Origin of the sequence: Serratia sp. CY29653, from assembly GCF_052169255.1 — a bacterium.
GTDB classification, from domain to species: Bacteria; Pseudomonadota; Gammaproteobacteria; order Enterobacterales; family Enterobacteriaceae; genus Serratia; species Serratia sarumanii.
This window is the reverse complement of the sequence record NZ_JBJNLC010000001.1, coordinates 517,513-540,566: the sequence shown is the minus strand read 5'-3', so window position 1 is coordinate 540,566 and position 23,054 is coordinate 517,513. Positions and strand designations below refer to the sequence as shown.

The window sequence follows — 23,054 nt, the reverse complement described above, 5'->3', positions numbered from 1 at the left end:
TTACAGCCACTCGCCGAAGCGGCGGATGTAGAAACGCTTCATCAACTGCGCGACCACGCAGTAGCTGACCAACGTAGCGGCCAACCACGGGAAGTATTCCCACGGCAGCGGCTGCAGGCCAACCAGGGCGCCGAGCGGCGAGAACGGAATGTAGATGCCGAGCGCCATCACCAACCCGGTGGTCAGCAATACCGGCAGCGCCGCGGTACTCTGAATGAACGGGATCTTCTGGGTGCGCAGCATATGCACCACCAGCGTTTGCGACAGCAACCCCTCAATGAACCAGCCGGACTGGAACAGCGCCTGGTGTTCCACGCTGTTGGCGGCGAACACGTACCACATCAGCGCATACGTCGTGATATCGAAGATTGACGAGGTCGGCCCAATCCACAGCATAAAGCGCCCGATGTTTTTGGAGTCCCACTTGCGCGGCTTGCGCAGGAACTCTTTGTCCATCTTGTCCCACGGCAGCGACAGCTGGGAAATATCGTACATCAGGTTTTGAATTAACAGGTGGATCGCCAGCATCGGCAGGAACGGAATGAAGGCGCTGGCCACCAGCACCGAGAACACGTTGCCGAAGTTGGAGCTGGCGGTCATGTTCAGGTACTTGATGATATTGCCGAAGGTCTCGCGCCCTTTGATCACCCCCTCTTCCAGCACCATCAGGTTCTTTTCCAACAGGATGATGTCCGCCGACTCCTTGGCGATGTCGGTGCCGGTGTCGACCGAAATGCCGACGTCGGCATCGCGCAGCGCCGGTGCATCGTTGATGCCGTCGCCGAGGAAGCCGACGGTATGGCCGTTGGCCTGCAGCATTTTCAGCACCCGCGATTTTTGCAGCGGCGTCAGCTTGGTGAAGACCGTGCGCTGCTCCACTTCACGCGCCAGCGTTTCGTCATCCATCTGTTCAATCTGCAGCCCGGAGAGCGGTTCACCCGGCTCCAGCCCGACGTCGCGGCAAATCTTGCAGGTGATCACCGGGTTGTCGCCGGTCAGCACCTTCACCGTCACGCCGTTTTCCTGCAGTGCGGCGATCGCCTGCTGCGCGCTCTCCTTAGGCGGATCGAGGAAGGTCAGCAACCCTTGCACCACCATGTCGCGCTCGTCGGCCACGCTCAGCGGGTCGGCCGGGCGTTGCGCATCCAGCTCGCGCGTCGCCAGCACCAGCACGCGGAAACCGTCTTCGTTATACTCGCGGGCCAGCGCCTGCAGCGCCGCACGGCGCGCGTCATCCAGTTCCAGCGTCTTGTCGCCTTCACGCACGTGAGTGGCGATCTCCAGCATCTCCTCTACCGCGCCCTTACAGATCAGCTGCTGCTTGCCATTTTCGTCCGCCATCACGATCGACAAGCGGCGGCGCACGAAATCGAACGGCAGCTCATCCACCTTGCTGAAACGCCCCAGGGCTTCGATCCCCGGTTTGCCGCGCCCGAAGCGGATCACCGCCTGATCCATCAGGTTCTTCATGCCGCTCTGATGGAAGCTGTTCAGCCAGGCCAGGTGCAGCACCTCGTTATCCCTGGCGCCGTTGACGTCGATATGGTGCTCGAGAATGATGCGGTCCTGGGTCAGCGTGCCGGTCTTGTCGGTGCAGAGCACGTCCATGGCGCCGAAGTTCTGAATAGCGTTCAGGCGCTTCACCACCACCTTGCGGCGCGACATGGCGATCGCCCCTTTCGCCAGGTTGGAGCTGACGATCATCGGCAGCATTTCCGGCGTCAGGCCGACCGCCACCGCCAGTGCGAACAGCGCCGCCTCGCTCCAGTCGCCTTTGGTGAAACCGTTGATCAGCAACACCACCGGCACCATCACCAGCATGAAGCGAATCAGCAGCCAGCTGACGCTGTTCACCCCGCGATCGAACGCGGTTTGCGCCCGCGAACCGACGATCGACTTGGCCAACGAACCGAAGTAGGTGCGCCCGCCGGTCGCCACCACCACCGCCGTGGCGGTGCCGCTGGCGACGTTGGTGCCCATCAGGCAGACGTTGGAGAGCTCAAGCAGCGCGTTCTCGCTGGACACTTCCCCTTCGCTCGACTTCTGCGCCACGCAGCCCATCGCATCGTATTTTTCGATAGGGATCGCTTCGCCGGTCAAAATCGCCTGGCTGATGAACAGATCGCGCGAGGCGATAAGACGCACGTCGGCCGGCACCATGTCACCGGCGGAGAGCTGAATGATATCCCCCGGCACCAGTTCGCGGATCGGCACTTCCAGCGTCAGCGGATGCGCGCTGTAGCTGCTGCGGCGCAGCACCGTGGCGGTGGTGCGCACCATCGACTTCAGCGCTTCCGCCGCTTTGTTGGTGCGGTATTCCTGCCAGAAACGCAGCAGCCCGCTCAGCGTGACCATGATGAGAATGATAATGACGCCGGTGAGTTCAGTTTCTTCACCGCTCTGGCGCGGCAGCCAATAATCGGTAAAGAAACTGATCGCAGCCAGCACCATCAGCACGAAGATAAACGGGTTGTTGAAAGCCTTGATCAGCTGGATCAAGGCATGCGGCGCCTTGTCGTGGGCGACCTGATTGGCGCCGAACTGCTCCAGCCGCTCATCGGCGTCGTCCTGAGTCAAACCGTTGCGGTTGCACTTCAGGTTCGCCAGCGTTTGGGCGATGCTGTTGGTCGCTTCTTCCGCAATGGCGTAGGTCACCGCGTCTTTATCACGGCGACGCGTTCTTTCATTAATCTGAGTCATAACGCTATTCTCTTATTTTCGTTCTGCGCACAGGGATATCCCGCCCGATAAACAGGTGACTCTGCGCAGAGTGGAATTTTTTAATTAGCGTGACTGAATAGCGTGATTACCCTGTCAGCCACGCAAGAATCATTTCCCTTCCGGGGTCATCGTCCATAACGCCTCCTTAATGCCCGCGTTATTCAGGCCTACCTGAATAAACACGAACATATAATCAAGTTAATAAATATTTATATCATTACTCAGACCGGTAATTCAGACGCAACGCGCCAGCGAACGGCGCTCACGCTTTTTTCCAGGCTGACGCGGCAGACAATACCCTCAATTTCTTTTTGTGCGGCCGGCGTGGCGGTAATTTCCGCGCACACTTCCAATTGCCCCGGGCTGGAAATATCGGCGCTGCGCAAAGATTGCAGCCGCAAGGCGACGCCGTTCAGCGCCTGCAGAATGAGGGTACGCACCAGAATTTCATCCTGCTCGCCACAGGTCACCTGAATGCGATAGCACAGTTCCAGATCGGTCGCCTGCTGGTGCGGCTGCAGATTGATGCGCTGGGCGGCCTCGCGCAGCAGGATATTGGCGCACAGGATCACCAGCGTGGCGACCACCGCATCCCAATGCTGGCCCAGGCCGCACAGGACGCCGATCCCCGCCGAACACCACAGCGTGGCGGCGGTGTTGAGGCCGCGAATGTTCAGCCCTTCACGCATGATAACCCCGGCGCCGAGGAAGCCGATACCGGATACGATCTGCGCAGCCACGCGGCCGGCGCTGGCCGGATCGGTGGACATGGAGCTGAGAATAAAGACCGCCGCGCCGGTCGCCACCAGCGCATTGGTGCGCAGGCCGGCCATGCGTTGGCGCCACTGGCGCTCGGCGCCAATTACCGCGCCCAGGCACATCGCCAGCAATAAATTTAAAACGAAAGGAGTCATAGCCATGACTGTCCCCTTAATTAACCTCAGGAGATAAAATCATGTGCTGTTTAGCACACGCAAAATTGCGCCGAAAATAAATCAGCGAATCAGCGTACTGTGCCTGGAGGGAAAAGGCTGTGGCTGCAGAATACCATAATAACGTCCAACTCAATTCACCTGAAACCATCAGGCCTCAGGAAACGTTTTATATTCGGGTATGCACAGCTCAGGAATAACTGGAGAGGGGTGCTGCCCGCCGATAACGGCAAGCAACAAATCAGAAGAGAATTGGTCAGCTTGCCTTATTTGTTTTATTACAACTACAACTGTCCAATTGGGTTTCTCCACTGAAATTTTGGCTGAGTATAGTGACGTCGGGTAATGAAGTAAAGGCTAATTTATTAAACGAAAAATAAACTGAAATACCGCGATGATATTTCGATGTCACAAATCGGCAGCGACAGCGTTGGGCGGCAGTGCGCTTATCGGTAAACTGCTCCCCTTCATCTTTCAAGGACGCCCCCGATGAAACACCGGCTTTCCCCGCTCGCGCTCGCGCTGCTCGTCAGCTATCCCGCCGATGCCCTGCTGCTGCAGCAAGGCGACGCGCAGTTTGAACTCGATCCCGCCACGCTGCGCATTGCCGCCGGCGCTGTGCCGGTCAATCTGGCGCAGCCCGCGCAACAGGTGGAAGATCTCACCGCGTCGCCACAACGCGCCAGCTGGCGCTGGCCGCAGAGCGCGGTCAAGGTTAGCGCCCGTCTGGAAGGCGGCGATCTGCGCCTGAGCTTCAGCAGCGACCGGCCACAGCTTCTGAACTGGTATCGCCTGCCGCCACAAACAGAAGCGCTGCTGTTGCCGATCGGCGAAGGCAGCCGCATTCCGCTCGACAACGCCGTCTGGCGCCATTACCTGACGGCGGAAATGACGCCGCTGGATACCAACTGGGATCTGAAGCTGCAGCTGTGGAGCCAGCAATACCAGGGCAAGGTCTACAGCTGGCTGATGTTGACGCCGTTCAGCAACCGGGTCACCTTCGCCTCGGCGCAGGAAAAGCTGGAGATGCGCGCCGGGCATCAGTTCAACCGCTTCAATCAGCAACAGGCATTCGAGGTGCTGCTGCACGTCGGTGACACGCCGCTGTCCGGCGCCCGCCGCTATCGCGACTATTTGCAACAGAACGGCCAGTTCAGCAGCCTGCGCGAGAAGATAAAGCAGGCGCCCGAAGGCGAAAAGCTGATCGGCGCCACCCATGTCTACCTATGGGGGGACAAACTGCTGGCGGCGGAAGATGTCAAAGATTGGCCGGGGTTGCTGCACTACCTCGCCTCTCCCGCCGCCGAAGCGCTGCGGCAGAAGATGGATGCCGAGAGCAGAAAGCTCCTGCTGCAGCTGGCGGGCAAAACGCCGGAGGGCTGGCAGCTACAGCCCCTGATCGACGGCATCAACCAGGCGTTGACGGCGCAAATCCCGCTGGGCGCCACGCTGGATGACGCCGATTTTCTGCAGGCGCAGCAGCGCCAGGCCGCTGCGGTTCAGGAGCGGGCGCAACAGGAACTGGGGCGCTGGCTAACCCCGGCAGACCGTTGGGGGCAAGGGCTGGCCGAACCGGTGATCGACTCGCTGCGCCAGGCCGGCTTGCCGCGCCTGTGGTTAGGCACCGATAACTGGACCGCCGCCTTCCTGCACCCGCAGGCGGTGGGCGCAGCCAAAGCGGCCGGCTATCTGATCGCCAGCTACGACTCCTACGATACCGCCATTGCGCGCGGCGTGAACGACAGCTGGCTCACCGCGCAACTGCCGACGGCGCTGCGGGAAAGTTGCGCCATCGTGCGCGCCGACGGCAGCAAGAAACCCGGCTTCGGCAAACAGGGTTACTACCTCAACCCGGGCTGCGTCCTGCCCTATTCTCAACGGCGCATGCGCGAGCTGGTGCAACTGGCCGGGTTGAACAGCCTGTTCCTCGACGTGGACGGCACCGGCATGGTCTCCGACGACTATCAGCCCGGCCACCCGACCGGCGCGGCGCAGATGGCCGAGGCGCGCAACGCCCGGCTGGCCTGGTTCAGCGCCACCCTTAAGCTGCCGCTCGGCTCGGAGGACGGCAATGCGGTAACCGCCCGCAGCCTGATGTTCGCCCACGGCATGGAAACCTGGGGATTCGGCTGGGGCGACAAGCAGATGAATCAGGATAAATCCTCGCCCTATTATCTCGGCGCCTGGTGGCCCAACGCTCAACCGGAGTTTTTCTTCCGCCCCGCCAAGGTGAAGCAGCCCTACCGCACCGTCGAATTCGATCCGCGTTATCGCCTGCCACTGTACCAGGCCGTTTACCACGATGCGATCGTCAGCAGCCACCACTGGAATTACGACAATCTGAAGTTCAGCGACGTTCAGACCACCCGCAGTCTGCTCAGCCAGTTGTACAACACCGCGCCGATGTTCCATCTGAGCCGCGCCACCCTGGCGGCCCGCCTGCCGGCGATCAAACGCGCCGACGCCGCCTTCCGGCTGTTGCATCAGGCCCTCTGGGACAAAGCGCTGACCGACTTCCGCTGGCTCGATCGGGACGGCTGGGTGCAGCAGACGACCTTCAGCGACGGTTCGACGCTGACCGCCAACTTCAGCGCGCAGCCGTTCGCCGGCGTAGCGGCCCACAGCCTGCGCGCCAAACTGGCCGACGGCCGCACGTTCGACGTTGCGCCTTAGCAAGGTCGCCGGCGATGGGCTACGCTAGGCTATATTTCCGACGACCCGCAAGGAGTGGCTGATGACGCCTCTGATCCACACTCTGCTCGACGAGATTTGGCAAAGCCTGGGGCAACGCCCCGCGCCCTGCGACCGGTTAACCGTAAGCGGTACCGGCGCATTGCCTTCGGCTTTTCCCGTGACCGAATTGGCTACCGCCGCCTGGAGCGCCGCCGGTTTGGCCTGCGCCGAGTTGCTTCGCCGCGAGGCAGCCGATGCGCCGCAGGTCTGGATCGATCAACGCCTGGCCTCGCTCTGGTTCGGCTGGACGCTGCGTCCGCTGGGTTGGACGCTGCCTGCCGCCTGGGACGCCCTGGCCGGCGACTACGCGACGGCGGACGGCTGGATACGCCTGCACACCAATGCACCGCACCATCGGCGGGCGGTGGAACAGGTGCTGGGCCCGGCATCGGACAAAGGCGCGCTGGCGGAACGCGTGCTGGGCTGGAAAAAAAGCGAGCTGGAGGAAGCGGTGATCGAGGCCGGCGGCTGCGCGGCTCAAATGCGCTCGGCGGCCGCGTGGCGACAACATATTCAGGGCAAGAGCGTGGCGCTCGAACCGCTGATCCACACCTCGCTGCAGCCGGAAGCGCCGCCGCCGGGCTGGACGTTGCCCGTCGCCCGGCCGCTGCACGGCGTGCGGGTGCTGGACCTGACACGCATTCTCGCCGGGCCGATCGCCACCCGTTTTCTCGCCGGTTTGGGCGCCGACGTGCTGCGCATCGATCCTTACGGTTGGGATGAGCCCGGCGTCGAGCACGAGGTAATGCTGGGCAAACGCAGCGCGCGCCTCAACCTGACCAATGCGCACGATCGCCACACGTTTGAACATCTGCTGAGGAACACAGACGTGATCGTGCACGGCTACCGTGCCGGTGCGCTGGAGAAGTTGGGCTATGGCGCGGAGGAAAGGCGCGCGCTGGCGCCGGGTCTGATAGACGTCTGCCTGAATGCCTACGGCTGGAGCGGACCGTGGCGCACCCGGCGCGGTTTCGACAGCCTGGTGCAGATGAGCTGCGGGCTGGCGGAGGCGGGCATGGTTTGGCGCAGCGCCAGTTTGCCGGTGCCGCTGCCGGTACAGGCGCTGGACCACGCCACCGGCTATTTGATGGCGGCGGCTGTGCTGACCGGTATGGCGCAACGCCTGAGCCGCGGCACCGGCTACCACGCGCGGCTGTCGCTGGCGCGCACGGCGCAACTGCTGCTGGCGCACCCCTGTTCGGCAGATTATCGGCCGGAGCCGCTGGCGCCGGCCGGAACCGCCGACGAGAACCCGGAAACGGAACTGACTTACTGGGGCGCCGCGCAACGCCTGCGCGCCCCGTTAAGCCTGCAGGGTACGGCGCTGCAATGGGCGTTGCCGGCGACCACGCTCGGCACCTCACAGCCGGAGTGGCTGCGCCGTTAAACCGCCGCCAACTGTTGCTGCAGCCACTGCAGCAAGCGTGTGACCGCCGGCGTCAGCCCGGCGGTCTGCGGCCACACCAGATAAACGTCGTCCTCGCTCAGGCGACAGGGCGCAGCCAGCGCCACCAGCCGCCCCGCGTCGATCGCATCCTGCACCAGCAGCTTTTTCGCCAGCGCGATGCCGAACCCCTGCTCCGCCGCGCGAATCAATAATCCGGCATCGTTGAACACCGCCTGTTGCCGCCCGCACAGCGAGCGCCCTTGCGCATTGAACCAGTCGCGCCACGGGCTGACGTCGTGCTCCAGCAAGGGAACGTCGCCGCCGTTCTCGAATGCCGTTCCCCACTGCCGCGCCATATCCGGCGAGGCGACCGGTAGCACGTCGCCCGACGCGATGCGCTGCGCCTGCAGCCCCGCCCACTGGCCGCTGCCGATGCGGATCGCCGCATCGAACCCGCGCTGCGACAGATCCTGCAACGCCAGCGAGGCATCGATATCCAGCGCAATATCGGCGCAGGCTGCATGAAATGCCGGCAAACGCGGCAACAGCCAGTAATGGGCAAAAGACGGCAGCACGCTGATACGCAGCGTCTGGCTTGCCGCGGCGCGCCGGGCGCGGGCGACGCCCTGCTGCAGCGCCTGCAGCGCCGGCTCTACCGCCGCCAGCAACTCTTTCCCGGCGGCATTCAGGCGCACACCACGCCCACGCCGTTCAAACAGCGGGTAGCCCACCGCCTGCTCCAGCAGCTGAATTTGCTGACTGACCGCGCCATGCGTCAAATGCACCTGCTGCGCCGTGGCGCGCAAATTCTCCAATCTGGCGGCGATAGCAAAGGTCGGCAAGACATGCAGCGGGAGACGTTCATTCATCATTGGTTAACCAGGCTAGCCAAAAAGGCTATTTTTCATCGATTTTGGCCCGCAGGCAAATGTTCTATGTTTACCCCATCATCCCTGACGCTTTCGGAGCCGCCATGCACCCACGTTTACAACAGGATCTTGCACAGTTTCCGCAGATCCTCGATCACACCCGCCAGTTGGCGGAAGATTTTCTGGCCGGGCTGCAGCACCGCTCAGTCTGCCCACCGCTCGCGCAACAGCAGCTGCAACCCGGTGACGATCGGCTGGCGGAAAACGGCGAAGGCGCCCTGGCGGCGCTGGATGACTTTTGGCAACGTTATCAGGCGGGCATTTCCGCCAGCGCCGGCCCGCGTTATTTTGGCTTCGTCACCGGCGGGGGCACGCCAGCGGCGGTCGCGGCAGACTGGCTGGTTAGCGTGACAGACCAAAATAGCCAACTCAGCCATGATACGATCGCCGCGGCGATCGAGCTGGCCGCGGTGACGCAGTTGAAATCCCTGCTGGGCCTGCCGGAAGCGTTCAGCGGCAGCCTGGTCAGCGGCGCCACCATGGCCAATTTCGCCGGGCTGGCCATTGGCCGGCAGTGGCTGGGGCAACAGCACGGCGTGGATATCGCCCAACAGGGCCTGGCGGCGCTCGGCCCCGTCCGGGTGCTGGCAGCCAACCCGCATTCCAGCAGCGTGAAGGCGCTCAGCATGCTCGGCATCGGCCGCGACGCGCTGACGACCGTCGCCAGCCTGCCGGACTCAGAAGCCATGGATATGGCGGCGCTGGAGCGACAGCTCGCCGCCGGCGCAGGCCAGCCAACGCTGGTGCTGGCCAGCGCCGGCACGGTCAACACCGTCGCTTTCGACGATCTGCCGCGTCTGCTGGCGCTGCGGGAGCGCTATCCGTTCTGGCTGCATGTCGATGCGGCATTCGGCGGCGTGGCGGCCTGCTCGCCACTATACGCCCCAAGGCTCGAGGGCTGGCAGCATGCCGATTCCATCACCGTCGATGCGCACAAATGGCTGAACGTGCCTTATGACAGCGCGATCCAATTTACCCGCCACCTGGATCTGCAGATGCAGGTATTTCAGAACCATTCGGCTTACCTGGAAGCGCCGACGCCGCGGCCGGACAACTATCTGCACCTGACGCCGGAAAATTCGCGCCGCTTCCGCGCCCTGCCGCTTTGGCTGACGCTGAAAGCCTATGGCCGCAGCGGCATACGGGATATCGTCGAGCGCAACGTCCGATTGGCGCAGGCGCTGGGCGCGGCGTTAGCGGCCGACGGCGGCTTCCATCTGCTGGCGCCGGTGAATTTGAACGTGGTGTGCTTCGCGCTCAGTCACCCGCAGGGCGACAGCGAAGCGGCGCGCGATCGCTTTCTCGATCGCCTTAACCGGCACGGCGTGGTGCGTTGCACCCCAACGAGCTATCACCATCAGCCGGGGATCCGCGCCGCGCTGGTCAACTGGATGACGGAGGAACAGGACATCAGACTGGCGCTGGACTCGCTGCGCCATTGCCTGGCGGAAGCGGCCTAATGCACGCGGCGCATTACTCGCGTCGGAAGGCCTGCAATTGCCGTGCTTGCCGCCCGTCATCGCCGATGTTATCCGGCGATAGCCAGGCGGCAAACGCCGCGCGCCGCGCCGGCCATTCCTCGTCGACGATCGACAGCCAGTCGGTGTCGCGCGTGCGTCCTTTGACGACGACGGCCTGGCGGAACGTGCCTTCATAGCGGAACCCCAGGCGCTCGGCGGCCTGGCGTGAAGGCAGATTGAGGCTATCGCATTTCCATTCGCAACGCCGGTAACCAAGATCGTCGAACAGGTGCCGCAGCATCAGGAAGATCGCCTCGCTGCCCAGCGCACTGCGCTTCATCAGCGGCGACCAGTTGATGGTGCCCAGTTCGGCCACGCCGTTGGCGGGATCGATGCGCAAAAAAGCGCAGGTTCCTACCGCGCGCCCGTTCGCCCGATCGATCACCACCATCGTGTTTCTGTCTGCGCTGGACGCCTGCGCCTGGAGATAACGCTGGAAATCTGCGCGCGACTGCGGGCGTTCCCAAAACAGATAGGTCCAGTCGCGATCGTCCTCGGCGGTTTGATAAGCCTGATAAAGCGCATCTCCCCAGCGCTCGAGGTTAAGCGGTTCCAGGCGGCAAAACCGCCCTTGCAGTGGCGTGTGGCCGGGCATGCCTGCCGGCTGCCAATGAGGGAGGGCTTCACCTATCGGCTGCCCATACTGATTCCGTCTCACCGCGGCATCCTGTTTTTTGAAAGGTGGAGAGGCAAGTTAAAACCAACGCGGGCCAGAGACAACTCCGACCTGCCATTCCTCCCCGGGGATCGGGCAGCAGGATGATAGTTTAGAAAAATCACTCAATCACCGTTAAACATTCACGAAAACTATTTCATGTGAAATAAATATCCAGATAACTCATTGTAAAACGGTGATTTATAGCAACAATTAAGCTACACATTCCAGCCAGAATGTTAACTTCTGTTTGTTGTTATGATAAAAAAAGGCGTGCTTATCATTTGCGCGAAAAGCAAAAAACACCGCAAGTTAATGATTTTTATATGTAAAAACCAAAATCACTCAGTGCGAGTGTTTTTTCACCGCCCAAAAAACACACTAAAAGACCTCAAAAAAACGACACATGAATTTTTTTTAAGACTTTTCCTAGCAAACTAAAATTTTGTTTCGTGACATGATGAACAGATTCACGGCAAGCAATGCAGACAGGCTCGGGCGCCAAGCGCAAATCAGGCTCAACATGCCGAAGCTGGACGAACAGCAGATCGCCCTGACTTAAGCCAAACTTATAGATTCATGCAATTAATAAGTTTAGTATGAAAATATCATTGAGTGACGTCGTGTTTATTGATAGAACACTCGCTACACTGAATTATTGCTCCATTTTGCCTTTCGGCTTTTTAGGCTTTTTCTCATATTACCGCAGTAAAACGGATTTAAGTGGGGGTGCGATATGCCAACGATCATCATGGATTCATGTAGCTATACCAGATTGGGATTAACCGACTATCTGACTTCGCATGGCGTGAAGAAACGCCATATTAATGCCATCGAGGACATTGACAGCCTGCACGAAAAATGCAGCAAGTTGAATCCCAGCCTGGTGTTTATTAACGAGGACTGCTTCATCCACGAAGCGAACGCCACCGAGCGAATAAAACGGGTGATTTCACTGCACCCGGATACGTTATTCTTCATCTTCATGGCCATTACCAACGTACATTTCGACGATTATTTATATGTTCGCAAGAACGTCATCATATCGTCAAAATCCATCAAACCAGAGACTATGAATCAGCTACTTAGTCACTATCTCGAGAGAACGTCCCTACGGGCGGAGAAATCCTCTCTGGATCAAACGCCGGTAACGCTGAGCCAGACCGAATCGAACATGTTACGCATGTGGATGTCCGGTCAAGGCACCATCCAGATATCAGACCAGATGCAAATAAAGGCCAAAACGGTCTCTTCCCACAAAGGAAACATCAAGCGGAAAATAAAGACGCACAACAAGCAGATCATTTACCACGTTGTTCGTCTGACCGATACCTTGACCAGTGGAATATTTGTCAATAGCCGTTAAATCACAGAGAAGGCCCCCACTCTGTTTTGCCAGCCGTTAAATACCCGGTGATAATGTCATCTGGATATCAGATGCTGGCGCCCTTAAAAGAATACCTGCTGCGTTATCCCCCGCTAGCGCAACGGGTATTTTTTTGTCATCGATAAAAAGAATCTTACCGCTATGAAATAATCTCAAAACGGACAATTTCATTAGCAAATTAATGAGATTAGCCGAAGTTACTGCCCATGCTCGCGACAGGGCTCCACAAACGTGCCGTCACGGCTGTCGATTTCATTAAAAAACCATACGCCCGCCGGATAGTCGTCAAGAGAAACCAGATACATGGTGCCTTCGTTGAACACCTCTACGGCCAAAATGATGCCTTCACGCCGCGGGCCGCCGTCTGTTTTTACCGTCACTCGATCGTTAACCTGCATACCATTCCCCATTATTTGCGATTGCCGTCAGTGTATTACAAAACCGAGGGCGATGGACACCGCCCTAGCCCTGCCAGCCTCTGCTATCAGCGTAGCAGCCGCCTGGATTTTCACTTTCTTAACGGTTTGGCCGCAGAATCTTAAGCCGGTCTCGCGTAGCCTGTCTTCAGGCGTTTCCCCCCAGAGAAGCGCTCGCAAATGAAGAAGTAACAAGGAACTTTTGCCCGCAGACTTGCGGGCTTTTTTTCGCACCGCCGAATTTCAGACACAAAAAAACCCGCCGCAGCGGGTTTTTTTCAATCAGCGCCAGGCGCCAATTAGATAGCGGTAACGTTAGCCGCAGATGGACCTTTCGCACCGTTCTCGATAGAGAACTGTACGTTCTGGCCTTCAGCCAGGGTCTTGAAGCCTTGATCCTGGATAGCAGAGAAGTGTACGAATACGTCTTTGCTGCCGTCTGCTGGGGTGATGAAACCAAAACCTTTAGCTTCGTTGAACCACTTCACTTGACCTTTGATCATGTTAGACATGTCTAATTCCTTCAATAATAAATGTAAGCCGCCATGGGCGAGGTAGCCGGTCATCAGTTACTTATGGAGGCACTGGAAAGGAAATTCGTCAGAGAAGGGCTATCCGGGATAACGCTTTAAATTTGAACTACTTTACTCAAAATGTCGTGCATAAATAGGTCTGTACCACAGGCCGACATCATTAACTCATGAGCGAGCGGCAATAGCAACCTTTTTCGCCGCGATGGGGCGCTAATCTCGGCTAAACGCACAGGATTTGACCCCGTCTGCCGATGGAATCGCCGCCTGGCTCGCCCGTAACGCCCAAGGCAAATGATAGTAATTCTCGTTCTGCTGTTTTATAGTTGCCTGACGAAATCATTCAGGGAGAGTCACCATGCCGAGATGGCTTACATTGCCGGCCACCAGTGCCATTCTGCTGGCCTTTGCCGCTTGCAGCGCCCCGTTGGGCGCGCTGGAGCTGAATTATCATCCGCCTGAACCCAGTATCTCCCCCGCCCCCAAAACTGCGCCGGAGCCGGGGCCGGCCCCCAAAGCGGAAAAACCGCCGATTGCCTGGGCAGAGGCGAGAGATAAAAGCGGTTTTCGCGTCGATATCGAGTGCGATCATCCAGGCTGCAGCAAACCACGCGCCAAACCTTATCCCGCGTATGAAGGCCCGGTGAAGAAAACCGATCGCCGCCGCCAGTCCGATCCTTATTCCACCAATCAGGATCCCGATTACAACATTCAGTTGGGCTATGAGTGGTAGCGGCGCTTTCGGAGTAATACCTATATCAGCCGCCTTTGCCGCTGCATAGAATAGCGTCAGTTCACCACTCCTCCTGGTGTTGAACACAACAAGCTGTGTTGCAAATCTTTATGCGCCTCCCTATAGGCGCTTTTTTTTTGCCTCGCCCTCACAGCGTCTTCCCGATTACAGATTGCTCTCATTGCCCCGCAGAGTGATCAATGTCACAAATACGCCTCCTTGCCATTCTTATTCGGAGGTAACGTTCATGGCCACAGGATCCCTTGCCCTCCTGGCCGTCTTGGCCGGCATTGCGGGCTTCGCCCTCTATAAACATTTAAAATCTCAGAAAAAAAGCACACTCATCCGCCCGTACGATCGGTAACCGGCAACGCGCTTTCACCGCGAAGGCCCGGCACAACGCACGCCGCGCCTTCGCGGGCTGTCATGCTTTCATCACAAAATTGTCACACTATGGCCATATGATAATTCGCGTTTATCCGCTCTGGCTTAACACCAAGGATTTCGCCCATGACCATAATTAAAGCTGCAAACCATCAGGAAGCAGAAAAACTCATCCGCGCCGGCACCGCCAAGAAAATCGAACTGGCCTACGATATCGGCAGCGACGACTTCTTCCAGCTTGCCAGCCTGTGGTGCGATAAAGGCGCCAAGATCTCCAAAGGAAAAGACCACTTCATCGTCTCGTTGAAAGGGTTCCGCATCCCCCCTAACGATTGATGCCCTGCCGCCCATCGCGGCGGCTTCGCCCCTTCCTCGCAAAACCGCTCTATTCGACCACGCGCGCCTCATTCGATTTCGCTAAGCTAACAGCAGACTTTATTGCGGACGTTTCGCCCGATAGCCACGTCCGCCACGATGAGGAGAGTGACCATGTCAACAAATGCAGCGCTGCCCGGCACGATGAAAGCGATTGAAATCAGCCAGCCGGGCGCCCCCGAGGTTCTGGTCGTCGCTGAACGCCCGGTGCCGGTTCCGCAAGCGGGCCAACTTCTGGTGAAAATCGCCGCCGCTGGCGTTAACCGCCCCGACGTGCTGCAGCGCCAGGGGAACTATGCGCCGCCGCCCGGCGCCTCGGATATCCCCGGCCTGGAAATTGCCGGCGAAGTGGTGGCCACCGGGGAAGGCGTGACCCGCTTCGCGCCCGGCGATCGGGTTTGCGCCCTCATCGCCGGCGGCGGCTATGCCGAATACTGCACCGTGCATGAAAGCAATGCGCTGCCCGTTCCGGCGGGCCTGAGCCTGACCGAGGCCGCAGCGCTGCCGGAAACCTTCTTTACCGTCTGGGTCAACGTGTTCCAGCGCGGCCACCTCAAGGCCGGCGAGACCGTGTTGATCCATGGCGGCACCTCCGGCATCGGCACGGTCGCCACCATGCTGGCGAAGGCCTTCTGCGCCCAGGTGATCACCACCGTCGGCTCCGAAGAGAAACGACAGGCCAGCCTGGCGCTGGGCGCCGACGTGGCGATTAATTACCGCAGCGAAGACTTTGTCGCACGCACCAAAGACGCCACCAACGGTAAAGGCGCCGACGTGATCGTCGACCTGATCGCCGGCGATTATGTAGCCAAAAACTATCAGGCCGCGGCGATGGAAGGCCGCATCGTGCAAATCGGCACGCAAAACGGCGTGGTGAAAGAGCTCAATCTGATGCCGCTGCTGTTGAAACGCCTGACCCATACCGGTTCGACGCTGCGTTCGCGCAGCGTGGCGGACAAAGCGCAGATCGCCGCCGAGCTGCGCGAGAAGGTTTGGCCGCTGCTGGAGCGCGGCGTGCTGAAGCCGCAAATTTTTAAAACCTTCCCGCTTGAGCAGGCCGCCGCCGCGCATGCGCTGATGGAGTCCAGCGAGCACATCGGCAAGATCATGCTGACGTTCTGACCTCATTCCCCGCGGCCGGTGCTGCGGGGAAACCGATGCCACGCTCAGGGGATGATGCCGCGACGGCGGAACTCATCGAACAGCGAGGAAAACATGGCTTCGGTTTCGACGAACTGATGGAAACCGAAGCGCCGCGCCTTGCTGCCGTCCGCGAACATGTCATAGTCCCAGGAAAAGACGAAATCGGCGAAGCGCCAGCCGGCCACCGCGCGATAGTCCGGTTCGGCCAATTGGTGCCGCTGCACCAGCTCGCGCCACAGCGGCGCTTTGTCCGCCATCATGCTCTCCAGCGGCATCGGCAGCGGCGGCGCACATTTCAGCCCAAAGTAAGCGGCGATTTTCGGCCACATCTCGCTCCAGCGAAACAGATCGCCGTTGTTGATATTAAACGCCTGATTGGCCGCCGCCGGCTCGGTCGCCGCCCACAGCGTGGCGCGCGCCAACAGCCCGGCATCGGTCATTTCCAGCAGGCTGTGGTAAGCGCCCGGTTTACCGGGGAAGCGCAGCGGCAACTCGAGCGCTTTGCTGATCGACGCGTAAACCGCGATGCTTAACGCCAGATTCATCGGATTGCCGAGGGAGAAGCCCCCCACCACGCTCGGGCGAATGGCGCTCCAGCGCCAGCGCTTGCCGGCCTGCCGCTGCGCCAGATACTGTTGCTGCGCCACGTTAAACTCCGGCGGCATATGCCCGGCGTCGCTTTCGCGCGCCGGCGTTTTAAACGGCCCCAAATGCGCGCCATACACCTTATAGCCCTGCATCAGACTGATGTGCTCCAACGCCGGTGCGGCTGGCTCCAGCCCCTCGACAACGTGTTGCAACATCTGTAGATTCGGCGCCACCAGCCCCGCCCAGTCCGGCGCATCCTGATAGGCGGCATAGAAAACGTGGCTAATCGCGCTCAGCGGCCGCAGCGCGTCGCGCGTCGCCGCCGCATCCAGCAGATCAACCTGCAGGTGGCGCACCCCCGGCGCCGGTTGCCCACCCCGGCGCGAGACGCCCACCACTTGCCAGCCCTGGCCGGTCAGCTCCTCAATCAATCGGCGCCCAATCACGCCATTGGCGCCGATCACCAATGCCTGTCGCTTTGCATTCATCTTGCCACTCCTCGGGTTGTTGATGCCCTGAGTGTTATTGATTAGCGATGCTTGCGGTAGAAGAGGCTTTCCACTAACACTTATAAGAAAAATCTATAGGCAAGATCGACATGGATAAACTGAACGCAATGAAAACCTTTATGCGGGTGGCGGAACTGGGCAGCCTGTCGGCCGCCGCTCGCGATCTGCGTTTGACGCAGCCGGCGGTCAGTCAGCAAATCGCCGGCCTGGAGCAGCAACTGGGGGCCCAGCTGCTGTTTCGCAGCACCCGGGCGGTCACCCTGACCGATGCCGGCAGCGGTTATTATCAGCGCCTCAAACCGATTCTGGCGGCGGTCGACGAAGCGGAAGAGGCGTTGCACGGCCAGCGCCACCAGTTGCAGGGCAATCTGCGCATTCACGCCCCGACCGGGTTCGGGCAGTTGCACGTCACACCGCTGGCCATCGCTTTCCAGCAGCGCCATCCGAACCTCGCCATCGAGCTGCTGCTGGACGATCGCCTCGCCGACGTGATCGGCGAAGGCATCGACGTAGCGCTGCGTTTCGGTGAACTGCATACGCCCGGCATGGTGGCGAAACGTTTGGGCGAGCTGCAACGCCTGCTGGTGGCGTCACCGGCCTATCTGGCCAGGCATGGCGCGCCGCGTTCCCCGGCGGAGTTGGCGAAACATACGCACATTCGTTACAGCGGCCTGAATGACGGCGATACGCTCACCCTGTTCGGCCCGCACGGCCCCGAGACGGTTGCTCTGCGGCCCACGTTCCGCGCCAACAATACGCTATCGCTGCTGGCCGCCATTGAGGCTGGGGCCGGCATCGGCGGCGCTCAACGGCCTTTAATCGCCGAACAGCTGGCGACAGGGGCGCTGGTGCCCGTTTTGCCGGAATACCGCTACCCGCCCATGGCGCTGCACGCGGTCTATCCCGCCTTGCGTTTTATTCCGGAGAAAGTGCGCGCCTGGGTGGCGCATCTGCAGCAGGCGTTGACGAAGATCGAGGGGATCAGCGGAGTGAATGCCCCCGGCCAGACGCCGGGAGCCTAATCATTATTTGAACAGTTTACCAACCATGTCGCCCAGCTCGTTGCTGTCTTGCTGCACTTCACCGTTTGGCGAGGCGGCATCGGTGACCGTTGGCAAGAACTGTGCAATGGTGCTGGACGCCTGAGCCGGATCGATACCCAGCTTTTCAGCCAGTTGGTTGATGGCGTCGCTACCCAACGCCTGCTGTACGTGTTCGCCGGTAATCGGCTGATTTTCGCCATTGCCGAGCCAGGAACCGACGATATCGCCGAACTGCCCCTGACGGAATTTGTCCAAAATGGCCTGCAGGCCGCCTTGTTGCTCGACCCACTGCATAATGGCGATGTAGTCGATGCCTTTGCCGTTGGCGCCGCCGCCCAGAATGTTACCCAATACGCTATCGAACAGACCCATGATATTCCCCTTTCAGCGAGTGCGGACTGCGCCGCGCCGCCGGATTGATTTCACGAAAAAGGGCCGCCGCGGCGACCCTGTTGAGCAATGGCTGCTTAGCCTTTGATCTTCCTGTAGACAAAAAGCACCACCAGGGCGCCGATTACTGCCACCACAAAGCTGCCCAGGTTAAAACCGTCAACGCGGCCCATACCGAAGAAGGTGCTGATATAGCCGCCGACTACGGCGCCCACGACCCCCAATATAACGGTCACAATAAAGCCGCCGCCGTCTTTGCCCGGCATAATCCACTTGGCCAGGATACCGGCGATTAAACCAAAAATGATCCAGGAAATGATGCCCATCTTTACTCTCCCTATTACCTTTTGCCTAACAGAAATCCTATTACCAGGCCCACGACGGCGCCGGCGCCTATCCCCGCCCAAGGGCTATCCTTGATGCAGGCACATGATTGCTCGAGCGCTGCCTTTACGCCGCTGCGCACTTCGCAGGCGGTGGTTTTCACGTAGTCGCTCGGTTGCTCAACACCGTTTAGATCGTCATTTTCATATGACATGTCAAATCCTTACAGACCAACCCTCTGAGACTCTCGTCACATGTTTCGCGCTAGGCGCCGTCCGCTCCGCGATCTTGCTCTGGGCAACCTGCCCGCTGCCGCTCAATGCAGAGGCGTACGGCGACAAACGCATAACTTCACACTATGACTATAGTAAAAAATCAGCGGTTTACCCATTTCCGTCCGTCTGAATTTCACCGTACAAAAAACGATCTGATTTCATCCTGCTGTCATCTCGCGAGGCTAAACTTTAAACAAATCCTCCTGGAGGAAACGCCGATGTTCAATGCCCCTTTTGTCCTGATTCTCGCGCTACTGTACGCACTGGCCGCCGTTTGGGACGGTTCCGCTGCGTTATTGTTTCATTAAGGTTACATAGCAGTTGTCACTTTTGCGATGCGCTTAATTGTGTCTTTATTTTTCAATTTCGCCAGTCGTTTGAAATAGCTTAAAATATCTGCCATTCCCTCGGTAAAAATCCTATCTCCCCCCGTTTTTCGCCTGCGCTTAACTAAAGCGTAAAAAAAGCATTAATGGAAAATCCTATTTAGCTCAGAATGTTCTACCATTCGCTCTATGAAAATTTGGGTTAAGGTCCCATTGGAAAAACAAGGAATCACAGGAAAAATGCTTTCTAACCAACGCTTTGAGCGCGAATTCTTGCGCCCTCGTTATTGGTTGCTGTGGATAGGGCTGGGAATACTCTATCTCTTGGTATTACTGCCCTACCCGCTGATTTATCGACTCGGACACGGCCTTGGCAGAATAGCCATGCGCCTGATGAAACGCCGGGTAAAAATAGCGCGCCGCAATTTAGAGCTCTGCTTCCCCGCAATGCCCACCGCCGAGCGCGAGGCGCTGATCGTCAAAAATTTTGAGTCCGTCGGTATGGGCCTGTTCGAAGTCGGCATGGCCTGGTTCTGGCCCGACTGGCGCATCGCCCGCTGGTTCAAGGTGAGCGGCATGGAAAACATGCGGCTGGCGCGTCAGGGCGGCAAAGGCGTTCTGCTGATCGGTCTGCATTTTCTGACACTGGAACTGGGCGCGCGCATTTTCGGCATGCAAAACCCCGGCATCGGCGTGCATCGCCCGCACAACAACAGGCTGATGGAGTGGGTACAAACCCGCGGCCGGCTGCGCTCGAATAAATTCATGCTCGATCGTAAAGATATCAAAGGCATGATCCGCAACCTGAAACAGGGCGAAATCCTGTGGTACGCGCCGGATCACGATTATGGGCCGCAAAGCAGCGTGTTCGCGCCGCTCTTCGCCGTGGAAAATGCCGCCACGACCACCGGAACCTTTATCCTGGCGCGCATGGGACGGCCGTCGATCGTGCCTTTCGTGCCGCGCCGCCTGCCAGATGCTCAGGGCTATGAGTTGATCGTGCAGCCGCCGTTGACGGACTTCCCGCTGGATGATGAAACGCGCGCGGCGGCCAAGATGAACCGCGTGGTGGAAGAACAGGTGCTGCTGGCCCCCGATCAGTACATGTGGCTGCACCGCCGCTTTAAAACCCGCCCAGCCGGCGAGCCGTCGCTGTATTGACCGCCCTTGCGCCTTCGCCCGTCATGCCGGCGGCGAAGGCGCACTCACCTCGCACAAGCATTCTGCGCCAGGGGAACTACACTAATAAGTCACCGACGGCAATTATTGCCGCCAGCAACCATTTCTCCCTGCCCGAGGGCCGGTCGTTGCCTGTCGAGCCACAACCGAGGTCAATGTCATGCTGGTACAACCCTATCTGTTTTTCAGCGGTAACTGTGAGCAAGCGATTAACTTCTACGAACAGCAGTTGAATGCCAAAATTGAAATGGTCATGCGCTATAAAGACATGCCCGAAGAAGCCCGGCAAGACGGGCCGCAGGACGTCAATCCGGAGGCGATCATGCATGCGCGCCTGCTGATCGGCGACGGCGTACTGATGGCCTCCGACGGCTGCCCGCAAGATGACGGCGGCGGCGCTTCTCATAAAGGCTTCTCGCTGTCGCTGAACCCCAGCGATGCGGAACAAGGACGCAAACTGTTCGACAATCTGGCGCAGGGCGGCCAGGTGACGATGCCTTACCAAGCCACCTTCTGGGCCAAAGGCTTTGGCATGCTGACCGACAAATTCGGCGTCAACTGGATGATCAACGTCGAATAACCCGTCATGGCGCCGCTAGCCATAGCGGTGCCAGTCATACGCCGCCTTGGCGAACAGCACGAACAGCAGCGCCAACAGCGCCAATCCCAACCGCCAATAGGGCGACCGGCGCCGCCGCCAGGCGAAGTACATCATCACCGCCAACGTCCCCAGCGTAAGGGGGTAATACACCGCCAGCGTCAGTAAAGTGATAATGATGTAATCCGACATGGCTCTTTCACTCCGCAGTGTTCACCCCGCCGCTGATACGGGGTGCAAACGCCCTTTCTCGCTATCGCCACGTTAGGGGCTAGAGGTCTGGCGCATTTATGCATAAAATATAAGATTGCTCTTAACTCAAATTGAATAGTAATCAAACAACAAGGGTGACATGACTCAGCAGCAACCCATACAGGATGCCGTGCCGGCGCGCAGCGCTAAAAGCTCCCCATTATTATTTCAGGCCGGCGTGTTTGTCATCATCGTTGCCGCCACGCTGATCCTCTTTAACAGCTGGCAAATCTGGAACGCGCATCAGCGCGATCTGCGCAGCGCCGAGCATGAGTCCGCCAACCTCGCCCGCTCGCTGGCGCAGCATGCCGACGATACTTTCATGCAGGTGGACGGCAACCTGCTCGATCTGAACGAACGTCTCCAAACCGACGGGCTGGGCCCAGCGCAGCTGACGCGGCTGCAGCGCGTCATGCAGACGCAGGTCGGCAACCTGCCGCAGCTGCACGGGCTGTTTCTCTACGATGCGCGCGGCCGCTGGCTGGCGACCTCCTCGGGCAAATTCATCAAGAACGCCAACAACGCCGATCGCGATTACTTCAAATACCATCAAAACCGCGACGGCGGCGGCCTGTACATCGGCAAGGTGATCCGCAGCCGCACCACCGGCGATCTGATCATTCCCGTTTCGCGGCGTTTCAACAACCCGGACGGCAGCTTTGGCGGCGTGGTGCTGGCGACGCTGTACGTCGATTATTTCCGCCAGTTTTACGACAGCTTCGCCCTCAACACCGACGCCTCACTGAACCTGCTACTGGCGGACGGCACCATCCTTTACCGCCGCCCTTACTCGGCGGCGTCGATCGGTAAAAGCATCGCCAAGGGCGTGTTGTTCAGCGAAATTTTACCGCATTCGGAGTTCGGCAACGCCACCATCACCTCGCTGTACGACAAAGTGGAGCGCATCTACGGCTATTCGCGGGTCAACCGCTTTCCGCTGGTGATCGCCGCCGGGTTGTCGAAACGCGACGCGCTGGCGGACTGGCGCACCGACGCCGGTCTGTTCGCCGCGGGCGGCCTCTCGCTGCTGATGATCCTGTTGGCGATGGGCATGGTGCTACTGCGGCAAATCAAGCACAGCATGCAAACCGAAGCCGAGCTGATGCGCACCCGCGATCAGTTGACTAGCATCAACCAGATGCTCGAAGAGCTGGCGCTGCTGGACGGCCTGACCGGGCTGGCCAACCGCCGCCAGTTTGATATCGCGCTGAAGAACGAGCTGGCGCGGGCTTCGCGCAACTACCGCAGCGTGGCGCTGCTGATGCTGGATATCGACTATTTCAAACAGTACAACGACAGCTACGGCCACGTCGCCGGTGACCAGTGCCTGCAGCAGATCGGCCAAACGCTCAAAGGGTTGGCCTGCCGCAGCAACGACGTCCTGGCGCGCTACGGCGGCGAAGAGATGGGGATTATCCTGCCGGATACCGACGTGCAAGGCGCACTGATTTTCGCCGAGCGCGTTATCAACGCGGTGCGCGATCTGAAAATTCCGCATCAGGGCAACCCGCACGGCATCGTTACCATCAGCATCGGCATCTGCGCCAAAGTGCCGCATATGTATAACGATACGCCGATCAGCTTTATCAATGAGGCGGACAGTGCGTTGTATCAGGCCAAGAAAAAAGGCAAAAACTGCATTTACGGCGCTTAACCAATAATCGGGTCACCAAGATTTGGCGGCCCGATTTATTCGCCAGAAAAATGAAGTAGTTCCCTCACGAA

Annotated in this window: 22 protein-coding genes; 11 read left to right on the top strand and 11 right to left on the bottom strand. The window is 59.3% G+C overall.

Annotated elements, in window-relative coordinates:
* A complete protein-coding gene (mgtA, locus tag ACJ8HN_RS02520; RefSeq protein ID WP_442523003.1) occupies positions 1–2,700 on the bottom strand; it encodes a magnesium-translocating P-type ATPase in 2,700 nt (899 codons plus the stop codon).
* A 242-nt stretch (positions 2,701–2,942) separates the two neighbouring features.
* Positions 2,943–3,641 carry an MgtC family protein gene (locus ACJ8HN_RS02515; RefSeq protein ID WP_025303346.1) on the bottom strand — a complete coding sequence of 233 codons (699 nt, stop codon included), beginning with the start codon at positions 3,639–3,641 and terminating at the stop codon, positions 2,943–2,945.
* Between the two features lie 501 nt (positions 3,642–4,142).
* Here ACJ8HN_RS02515 and ACJ8HN_RS02510 point away from each other — a divergent pair.
* Together ACJ8HN_RS02510 and ACJ8HN_RS02505 are read left to right on the top strand one after the other, a co-directional pair.
* Positions 4,143–6,326: a glycoside hydrolase gene (locus tag ACJ8HN_RS02510; protein ID WP_442523002.1), complete on the top strand. Its 2,184-nt coding sequence runs from the start codon at positions 4,143–4,145 to the stop codon at positions 6,324–6,326.
* A gap of 61 nt (positions 6,327–6,387) precedes the next feature.
* Positions 6,388–7,773 carry a CoA transferase gene (locus tag ACJ8HN_RS02505; protein ID WP_033635073.1) on the top strand — a complete coding sequence of 462 codons (1,386 nt, stop codon included), beginning with the start codon at positions 6,388–6,390 and terminating at the stop codon, positions 7,771–7,773.
* Here the strand turns inward: ACJ8HN_RS02505 and ACJ8HN_RS02500 are convergent.
* Positions 7,770–8,645 (bottom strand): LysR substrate-binding domain-containing protein, encoded by an 876-nt coding sequence (locus tag ACJ8HN_RS02500; protein ID WP_086580071.1) that lies wholly within the window; start codon positions 8,643–8,645, stop codon positions 7,770–7,772. The two genes, ACJ8HN_RS02505 and ACJ8HN_RS02500, sit on opposite strands and share 4 nt — an antisense overlap.
* Before the next feature lie 101 nt (positions 8,646–8,746).
* Between ACJ8HN_RS02500 and ACJ8HN_RS02495 the strand changes: the two genes are divergently transcribed.
* Positions 8,747–10,162 carry a pyridoxal phosphate-dependent decarboxylase family protein gene (locus tag ACJ8HN_RS02495; RefSeq protein ID WP_442523001.1) on the top strand — a complete coding sequence of 472 codons (1,416 nt, stop codon included), beginning with the start codon at positions 8,747–8,749 and terminating at the stop codon, positions 10,160–10,162.
* Positions 10,163–10,175: 13 nt separating this feature from the next.
* On the opposite strand, the gene ACJ8HN_RS02490 is transcribed toward ACJ8HN_RS02495, so the two are convergent.
* Positions 10,176–10,817, bottom strand: coding sequence for a GNAT family N-acetyltransferase (locus tag ACJ8HN_RS02490; protein WP_080298863.1), 642 nt, complete (start codon positions 10,815–10,817; stop codon positions 10,176–10,178).
* A 796-nt stretch (positions 10,818–11,613) separates the two neighbouring features.
* Between ACJ8HN_RS02490 and rcsA the strand changes: the two genes are divergently transcribed.
* A complete protein-coding gene (rcsA, locus tag ACJ8HN_RS02485; protein WP_033635078.1) occupies positions 11,614–12,243 on the top strand; it encodes a transcriptional regulator RcsA in 630 nt (209 codons plus the stop codon).
* A 218-nt stretch (positions 12,244–12,461) separates the two neighbouring features.
* Here the strand turns inward: rcsA and dsrB are convergent, their stop codons facing one another.
* A complete protein-coding gene (dsrB, locus tag ACJ8HN_RS02480; RefSeq protein ID WP_033635079.1) occupies positions 12,462–12,662 on the bottom strand; it encodes a protein DsrB in 201 nt (66 codons plus the stop codon).
* Between the two features lie 317 nt (positions 12,663–12,979).
* Positions 12,980–13,192, bottom strand: coding sequence for a transcription antiterminator/RNA stability regulator CspE (gene cspE, locus ACJ8HN_RS02475; RefSeq protein WP_004935122.1), 213 nt, complete (start codon positions 13,190–13,192; stop codon positions 12,980–12,982).
* A gap of 376 nt (positions 13,193–13,568) precedes the next feature.
* Between cspE and ACJ8HN_RS02470 the strand changes: the two genes are divergently transcribed.
* The 3 genes from ACJ8HN_RS02470 to ACJ8HN_RS02460 all read left to right on the top strand — a co-directional run bounded on the left by ACJ8HN_RS02470 (position 13,569) and on the right by ACJ8HN_RS02460 (position 15,824).
* A complete protein-coding gene (locus ACJ8HN_RS02470; RefSeq protein WP_130042438.1) occupies positions 13,569–13,943 on the top strand; it encodes a hypothetical protein in 375 nt (124 codons plus the stop codon).
* 510 nt (positions 13,944–14,453) lie between these two features.
* Positions 14,454–14,663, top strand: coding sequence for a hypothetical protein (locus tag ACJ8HN_RS02465; protein ID WP_033647847.1), 210 nt, complete (start codon positions 14,454–14,456; stop codon positions 14,661–14,663).
* A gap of 153 nt (positions 14,664–14,816) precedes the next feature.
* On the top strand, positions 14,817–15,824 hold the full coding sequence (locus tag ACJ8HN_RS02460) for an NAD(P)H-quinone oxidoreductase (RefSeq protein ID WP_033647848.1): 1,008 nt from the start codon (positions 14,817–14,819) through the stop codon (positions 15,822–15,824).
* Between the two features lie 44 nt (positions 15,825–15,868).
* Here ACJ8HN_RS02460 and ACJ8HN_RS02455 read toward each other — a convergent pair whose 3' ends face one another.
* Positions 15,869–16,921 carry an SDR family oxidoreductase gene (locus ACJ8HN_RS02455; protein ID WP_442523000.1) on the bottom strand — a complete coding sequence of 351 codons (1,053 nt, stop codon included), beginning with the start codon at positions 16,919–16,921 and terminating at the stop codon, positions 15,869–15,871.
* A gap of 110 nt (positions 16,922–17,031) precedes the next feature.
* Here ACJ8HN_RS02455 and ACJ8HN_RS02450 point away from each other — a divergent pair, with 110 nt between their 5' ends.
* Positions 17,032–17,964 carry a LysR family transcriptional regulator gene (locus tag ACJ8HN_RS02450; protein WP_442522999.1) on the top strand — a complete coding sequence of 311 codons (933 nt, stop codon included), beginning with the start codon at positions 17,032–17,034 and terminating at the stop codon, positions 17,962–17,964.
* Between the two features lie 3 nt (positions 17,965–17,967).
* Here the strand turns inward: ACJ8HN_RS02450 and ACJ8HN_RS02445 are convergent, their stop codons facing one another.
* From ACJ8HN_RS02445 to ACJ8HN_RS02435, 3 genes are all read right to left on the bottom strand, one after another.
* On the bottom strand, positions 17,968–18,357 hold the full coding sequence (locus ACJ8HN_RS02445; protein ID WP_049197253.1) for a YidB family protein: 390 nt from the start codon (positions 18,355–18,357) through the stop codon (positions 17,968–17,970).
* A gap of 95 nt (positions 18,358–18,452) precedes the next feature.
* Positions 18,453–18,701: a GlsB/YeaQ/YmgE family stress response membrane protein gene (locus tag ACJ8HN_RS02440; protein ID WP_033635086.1), complete on the bottom strand. Its 249-nt coding sequence runs from the start codon at positions 18,699–18,701 to the stop codon at positions 18,453–18,455.
* A 14-nt stretch (positions 18,702–18,715) separates the two neighbouring features.
* Entirely contained in the window at positions 18,716–18,913 is a 198-nt protein-coding gene (locus ACJ8HN_RS02435) for a glycine zipper domain-containing protein (protein WP_442522998.1), read from the bottom strand.
* A gap of 627 nt (positions 18,914–19,540) precedes the next feature.
* Here ACJ8HN_RS02435 and ACJ8HN_RS02430 point away from each other — a divergent pair.
* Both ACJ8HN_RS02430 and yjdN read left to right on the top strand, forming a co-directional pair.
* Entirely contained in the window at positions 19,541–20,461 is a 921-nt protein-coding gene (locus tag ACJ8HN_RS02430) for a Kdo(2)-lipid IV(A) acyltransferase (RefSeq protein WP_041035716.1), read from the top strand.
* A gap of 178 nt (positions 20,462–20,639) precedes the next feature.
* Positions 20,640–21,059 (top strand): VOC family metalloprotein YjdN, encoded by a 420-nt coding sequence (gene yjdN / locus ACJ8HN_RS02425; protein WP_033635089.1) that lies wholly within the window; start codon positions 20,640–20,642, stop codon positions 21,057–21,059.
* A 15-nt stretch (positions 21,060–21,074) separates the two neighbouring features.
* On the opposite strand, the gene ACJ8HN_RS02420 is transcribed toward yjdN, so the two are convergent.
* Positions 21,075–21,269: a hypothetical protein gene (locus tag ACJ8HN_RS02420; RefSeq protein WP_033635090.1), complete on the bottom strand. Its 195-nt coding sequence runs from the start codon at positions 21,267–21,269 to the stop codon at positions 21,075–21,077.
* Positions 21,270–21,429: 160 nt separating this feature from the next.
* On the opposite strand from ACJ8HN_RS02420, the gene ACJ8HN_RS02415 reads away from it, so the two are divergent.
* Complete coding sequence (locus ACJ8HN_RS02415; RefSeq protein ID WP_442522997.1) at positions 21,430–22,983, top strand: sensor domain-containing diguanylate cyclase; 1,554 nt, start codon at positions 21,430–21,432, stop codon at positions 22,981–22,983.
* Positions 22,984–23,054: the final 71 nt, after the last annotated feature.

What these genes read in the sequence shown, in the direction of transcription:
- mgtA (WP_442523003.1), bottom strand. Translation starts at nt 2,700, where the DNA reads ATGACTCAGATTAATGAAAGAACGCGTCGCCGTGATAAAGACGCGGTG.
- ACJ8HN_RS02515 (WP_025303346.1), bottom strand. Translation starts at nt 3,641, where the DNA reads ATGGCTATGACTCCTTTCGTTTTAAATTTATTGCTGGCGATGTGCCTG.
- ACJ8HN_RS02510 (WP_442523002.1), top strand. Translation starts at nt 4,143, where the DNA reads ATGAAACACCGGCTTTCCCCGCTCGCGCTCGCGCTGCTCGTCAGCTAT.
- ACJ8HN_RS02505 (WP_033635073.1), top strand. Translation starts at nt 6,388, where the DNA reads ATGACGCCTCTGATCCACACTCTGCTCGACGAGATTTGGCAAAGCCTG.
- ACJ8HN_RS02500 (WP_086580071.1), bottom strand. Translation starts at nt 8,645, where the DNA reads ATGATGAATGAACGTCTCCCGCTGCATGTCTTGCCGACCTTTGCTATC.
- ACJ8HN_RS02495 (WP_442523001.1), top strand. Translation starts at nt 8,747, where the DNA reads ATGCACCCACGTTTACAACAGGATCTTGCACAGTTTCCGCAGATCCTC.
- ACJ8HN_RS02490 (WP_080298863.1), bottom strand. Translation starts at nt 10,817, where the DNA reads ATGCCCGGCCACACGCCACTGCAAGGGCGGTTTTGCCGCCTGGAACCG.
- rcsA (WP_033635078.1), top strand. Translation starts at nt 11,614, where the DNA reads ATGCCAACGATCATCATGGATTCATGTAGCTATACCAGATTGGGATTA.
- dsrB (WP_033635079.1), bottom strand. Translation starts at nt 12,662, where the DNA reads ATGCAGGTTAACGATCGAGTGACGGTAAAAACAGACGGCGGCCCGCGG.
- cspE (WP_004935122.1), bottom strand. Translation starts at nt 13,192, where the DNA reads ATGTCTAACATGATCAAAGGTCAAGTGAAGTGGTTCAACGAAGCTAAA.
- ACJ8HN_RS02470 (WP_130042438.1), top strand. Translation starts at nt 13,569, where the DNA reads ATGCCGAGATGGCTTACATTGCCGGCCACCAGTGCCATTCTGCTGGCC.
- ACJ8HN_RS02465 (WP_033647847.1), top strand. Translation starts at nt 14,454, where the DNA reads ATGACCATAATTAAAGCTGCAAACCATCAGGAAGCAGAAAAACTCATC.
- ACJ8HN_RS02460 (WP_033647848.1), top strand. Translation starts at nt 14,817, where the DNA reads ATGTCAACAAATGCAGCGCTGCCCGGCACGATGAAAGCGATTGAAATC.
- ACJ8HN_RS02455 (WP_442523000.1), bottom strand. Translation starts at nt 16,921, where the DNA reads ATGAATGCAAAGCGACAGGCATTGGTGATCGGCGCCAATGGCGTGATT.
- ACJ8HN_RS02450 (WP_442522999.1), top strand. Translation starts at nt 17,032, where the DNA reads ATGGATAAACTGAACGCAATGAAAACCTTTATGCGGGTGGCGGAACTG.
- ACJ8HN_RS02445 (WP_049197253.1), bottom strand. Translation starts at nt 18,357, where the DNA reads ATGGGTCTGTTCGATAGCGTATTGGGTAACATTCTGGGCGGCGGCGCC.
- ACJ8HN_RS02440 (WP_033635086.1), bottom strand. Translation starts at nt 18,701, where the DNA reads ATGGGCATCATTTCCTGGATCATTTTTGGTTTAATCGCCGGTATCCTG.
- ACJ8HN_RS02435 (WP_442522998.1), bottom strand. Translation starts at nt 18,913, where the DNA reads ATGTCATATGAAAATGACGATCTAAACGGTGTTGAGCAACCGAGCGAC.
- ACJ8HN_RS02430 (WP_041035716.1), top strand. Translation starts at nt 19,541, where the DNA reads ATGCTTTCTAACCAACGCTTTGAGCGCGAATTCTTGCGCCCTCGTTAT.
- yjdN (WP_033635089.1), top strand. Translation starts at nt 20,640, where the DNA reads ATGCTGGTACAACCCTATCTGTTTTTCAGCGGTAACTGTGAGCAAGCG.
- ACJ8HN_RS02420 (WP_033635090.1), bottom strand. Translation starts at nt 21,269, where the DNA reads ATGTCGGATTACATCATTATCACTTTACTGACGCTGGCGGTGTATTAC.
- ACJ8HN_RS02415 (WP_442522997.1), top strand. Translation starts at nt 21,430, where the DNA reads ATGACTCAGCAGCAACCCATACAGGATGCCGTGCCGGCGCGCAGCGCT.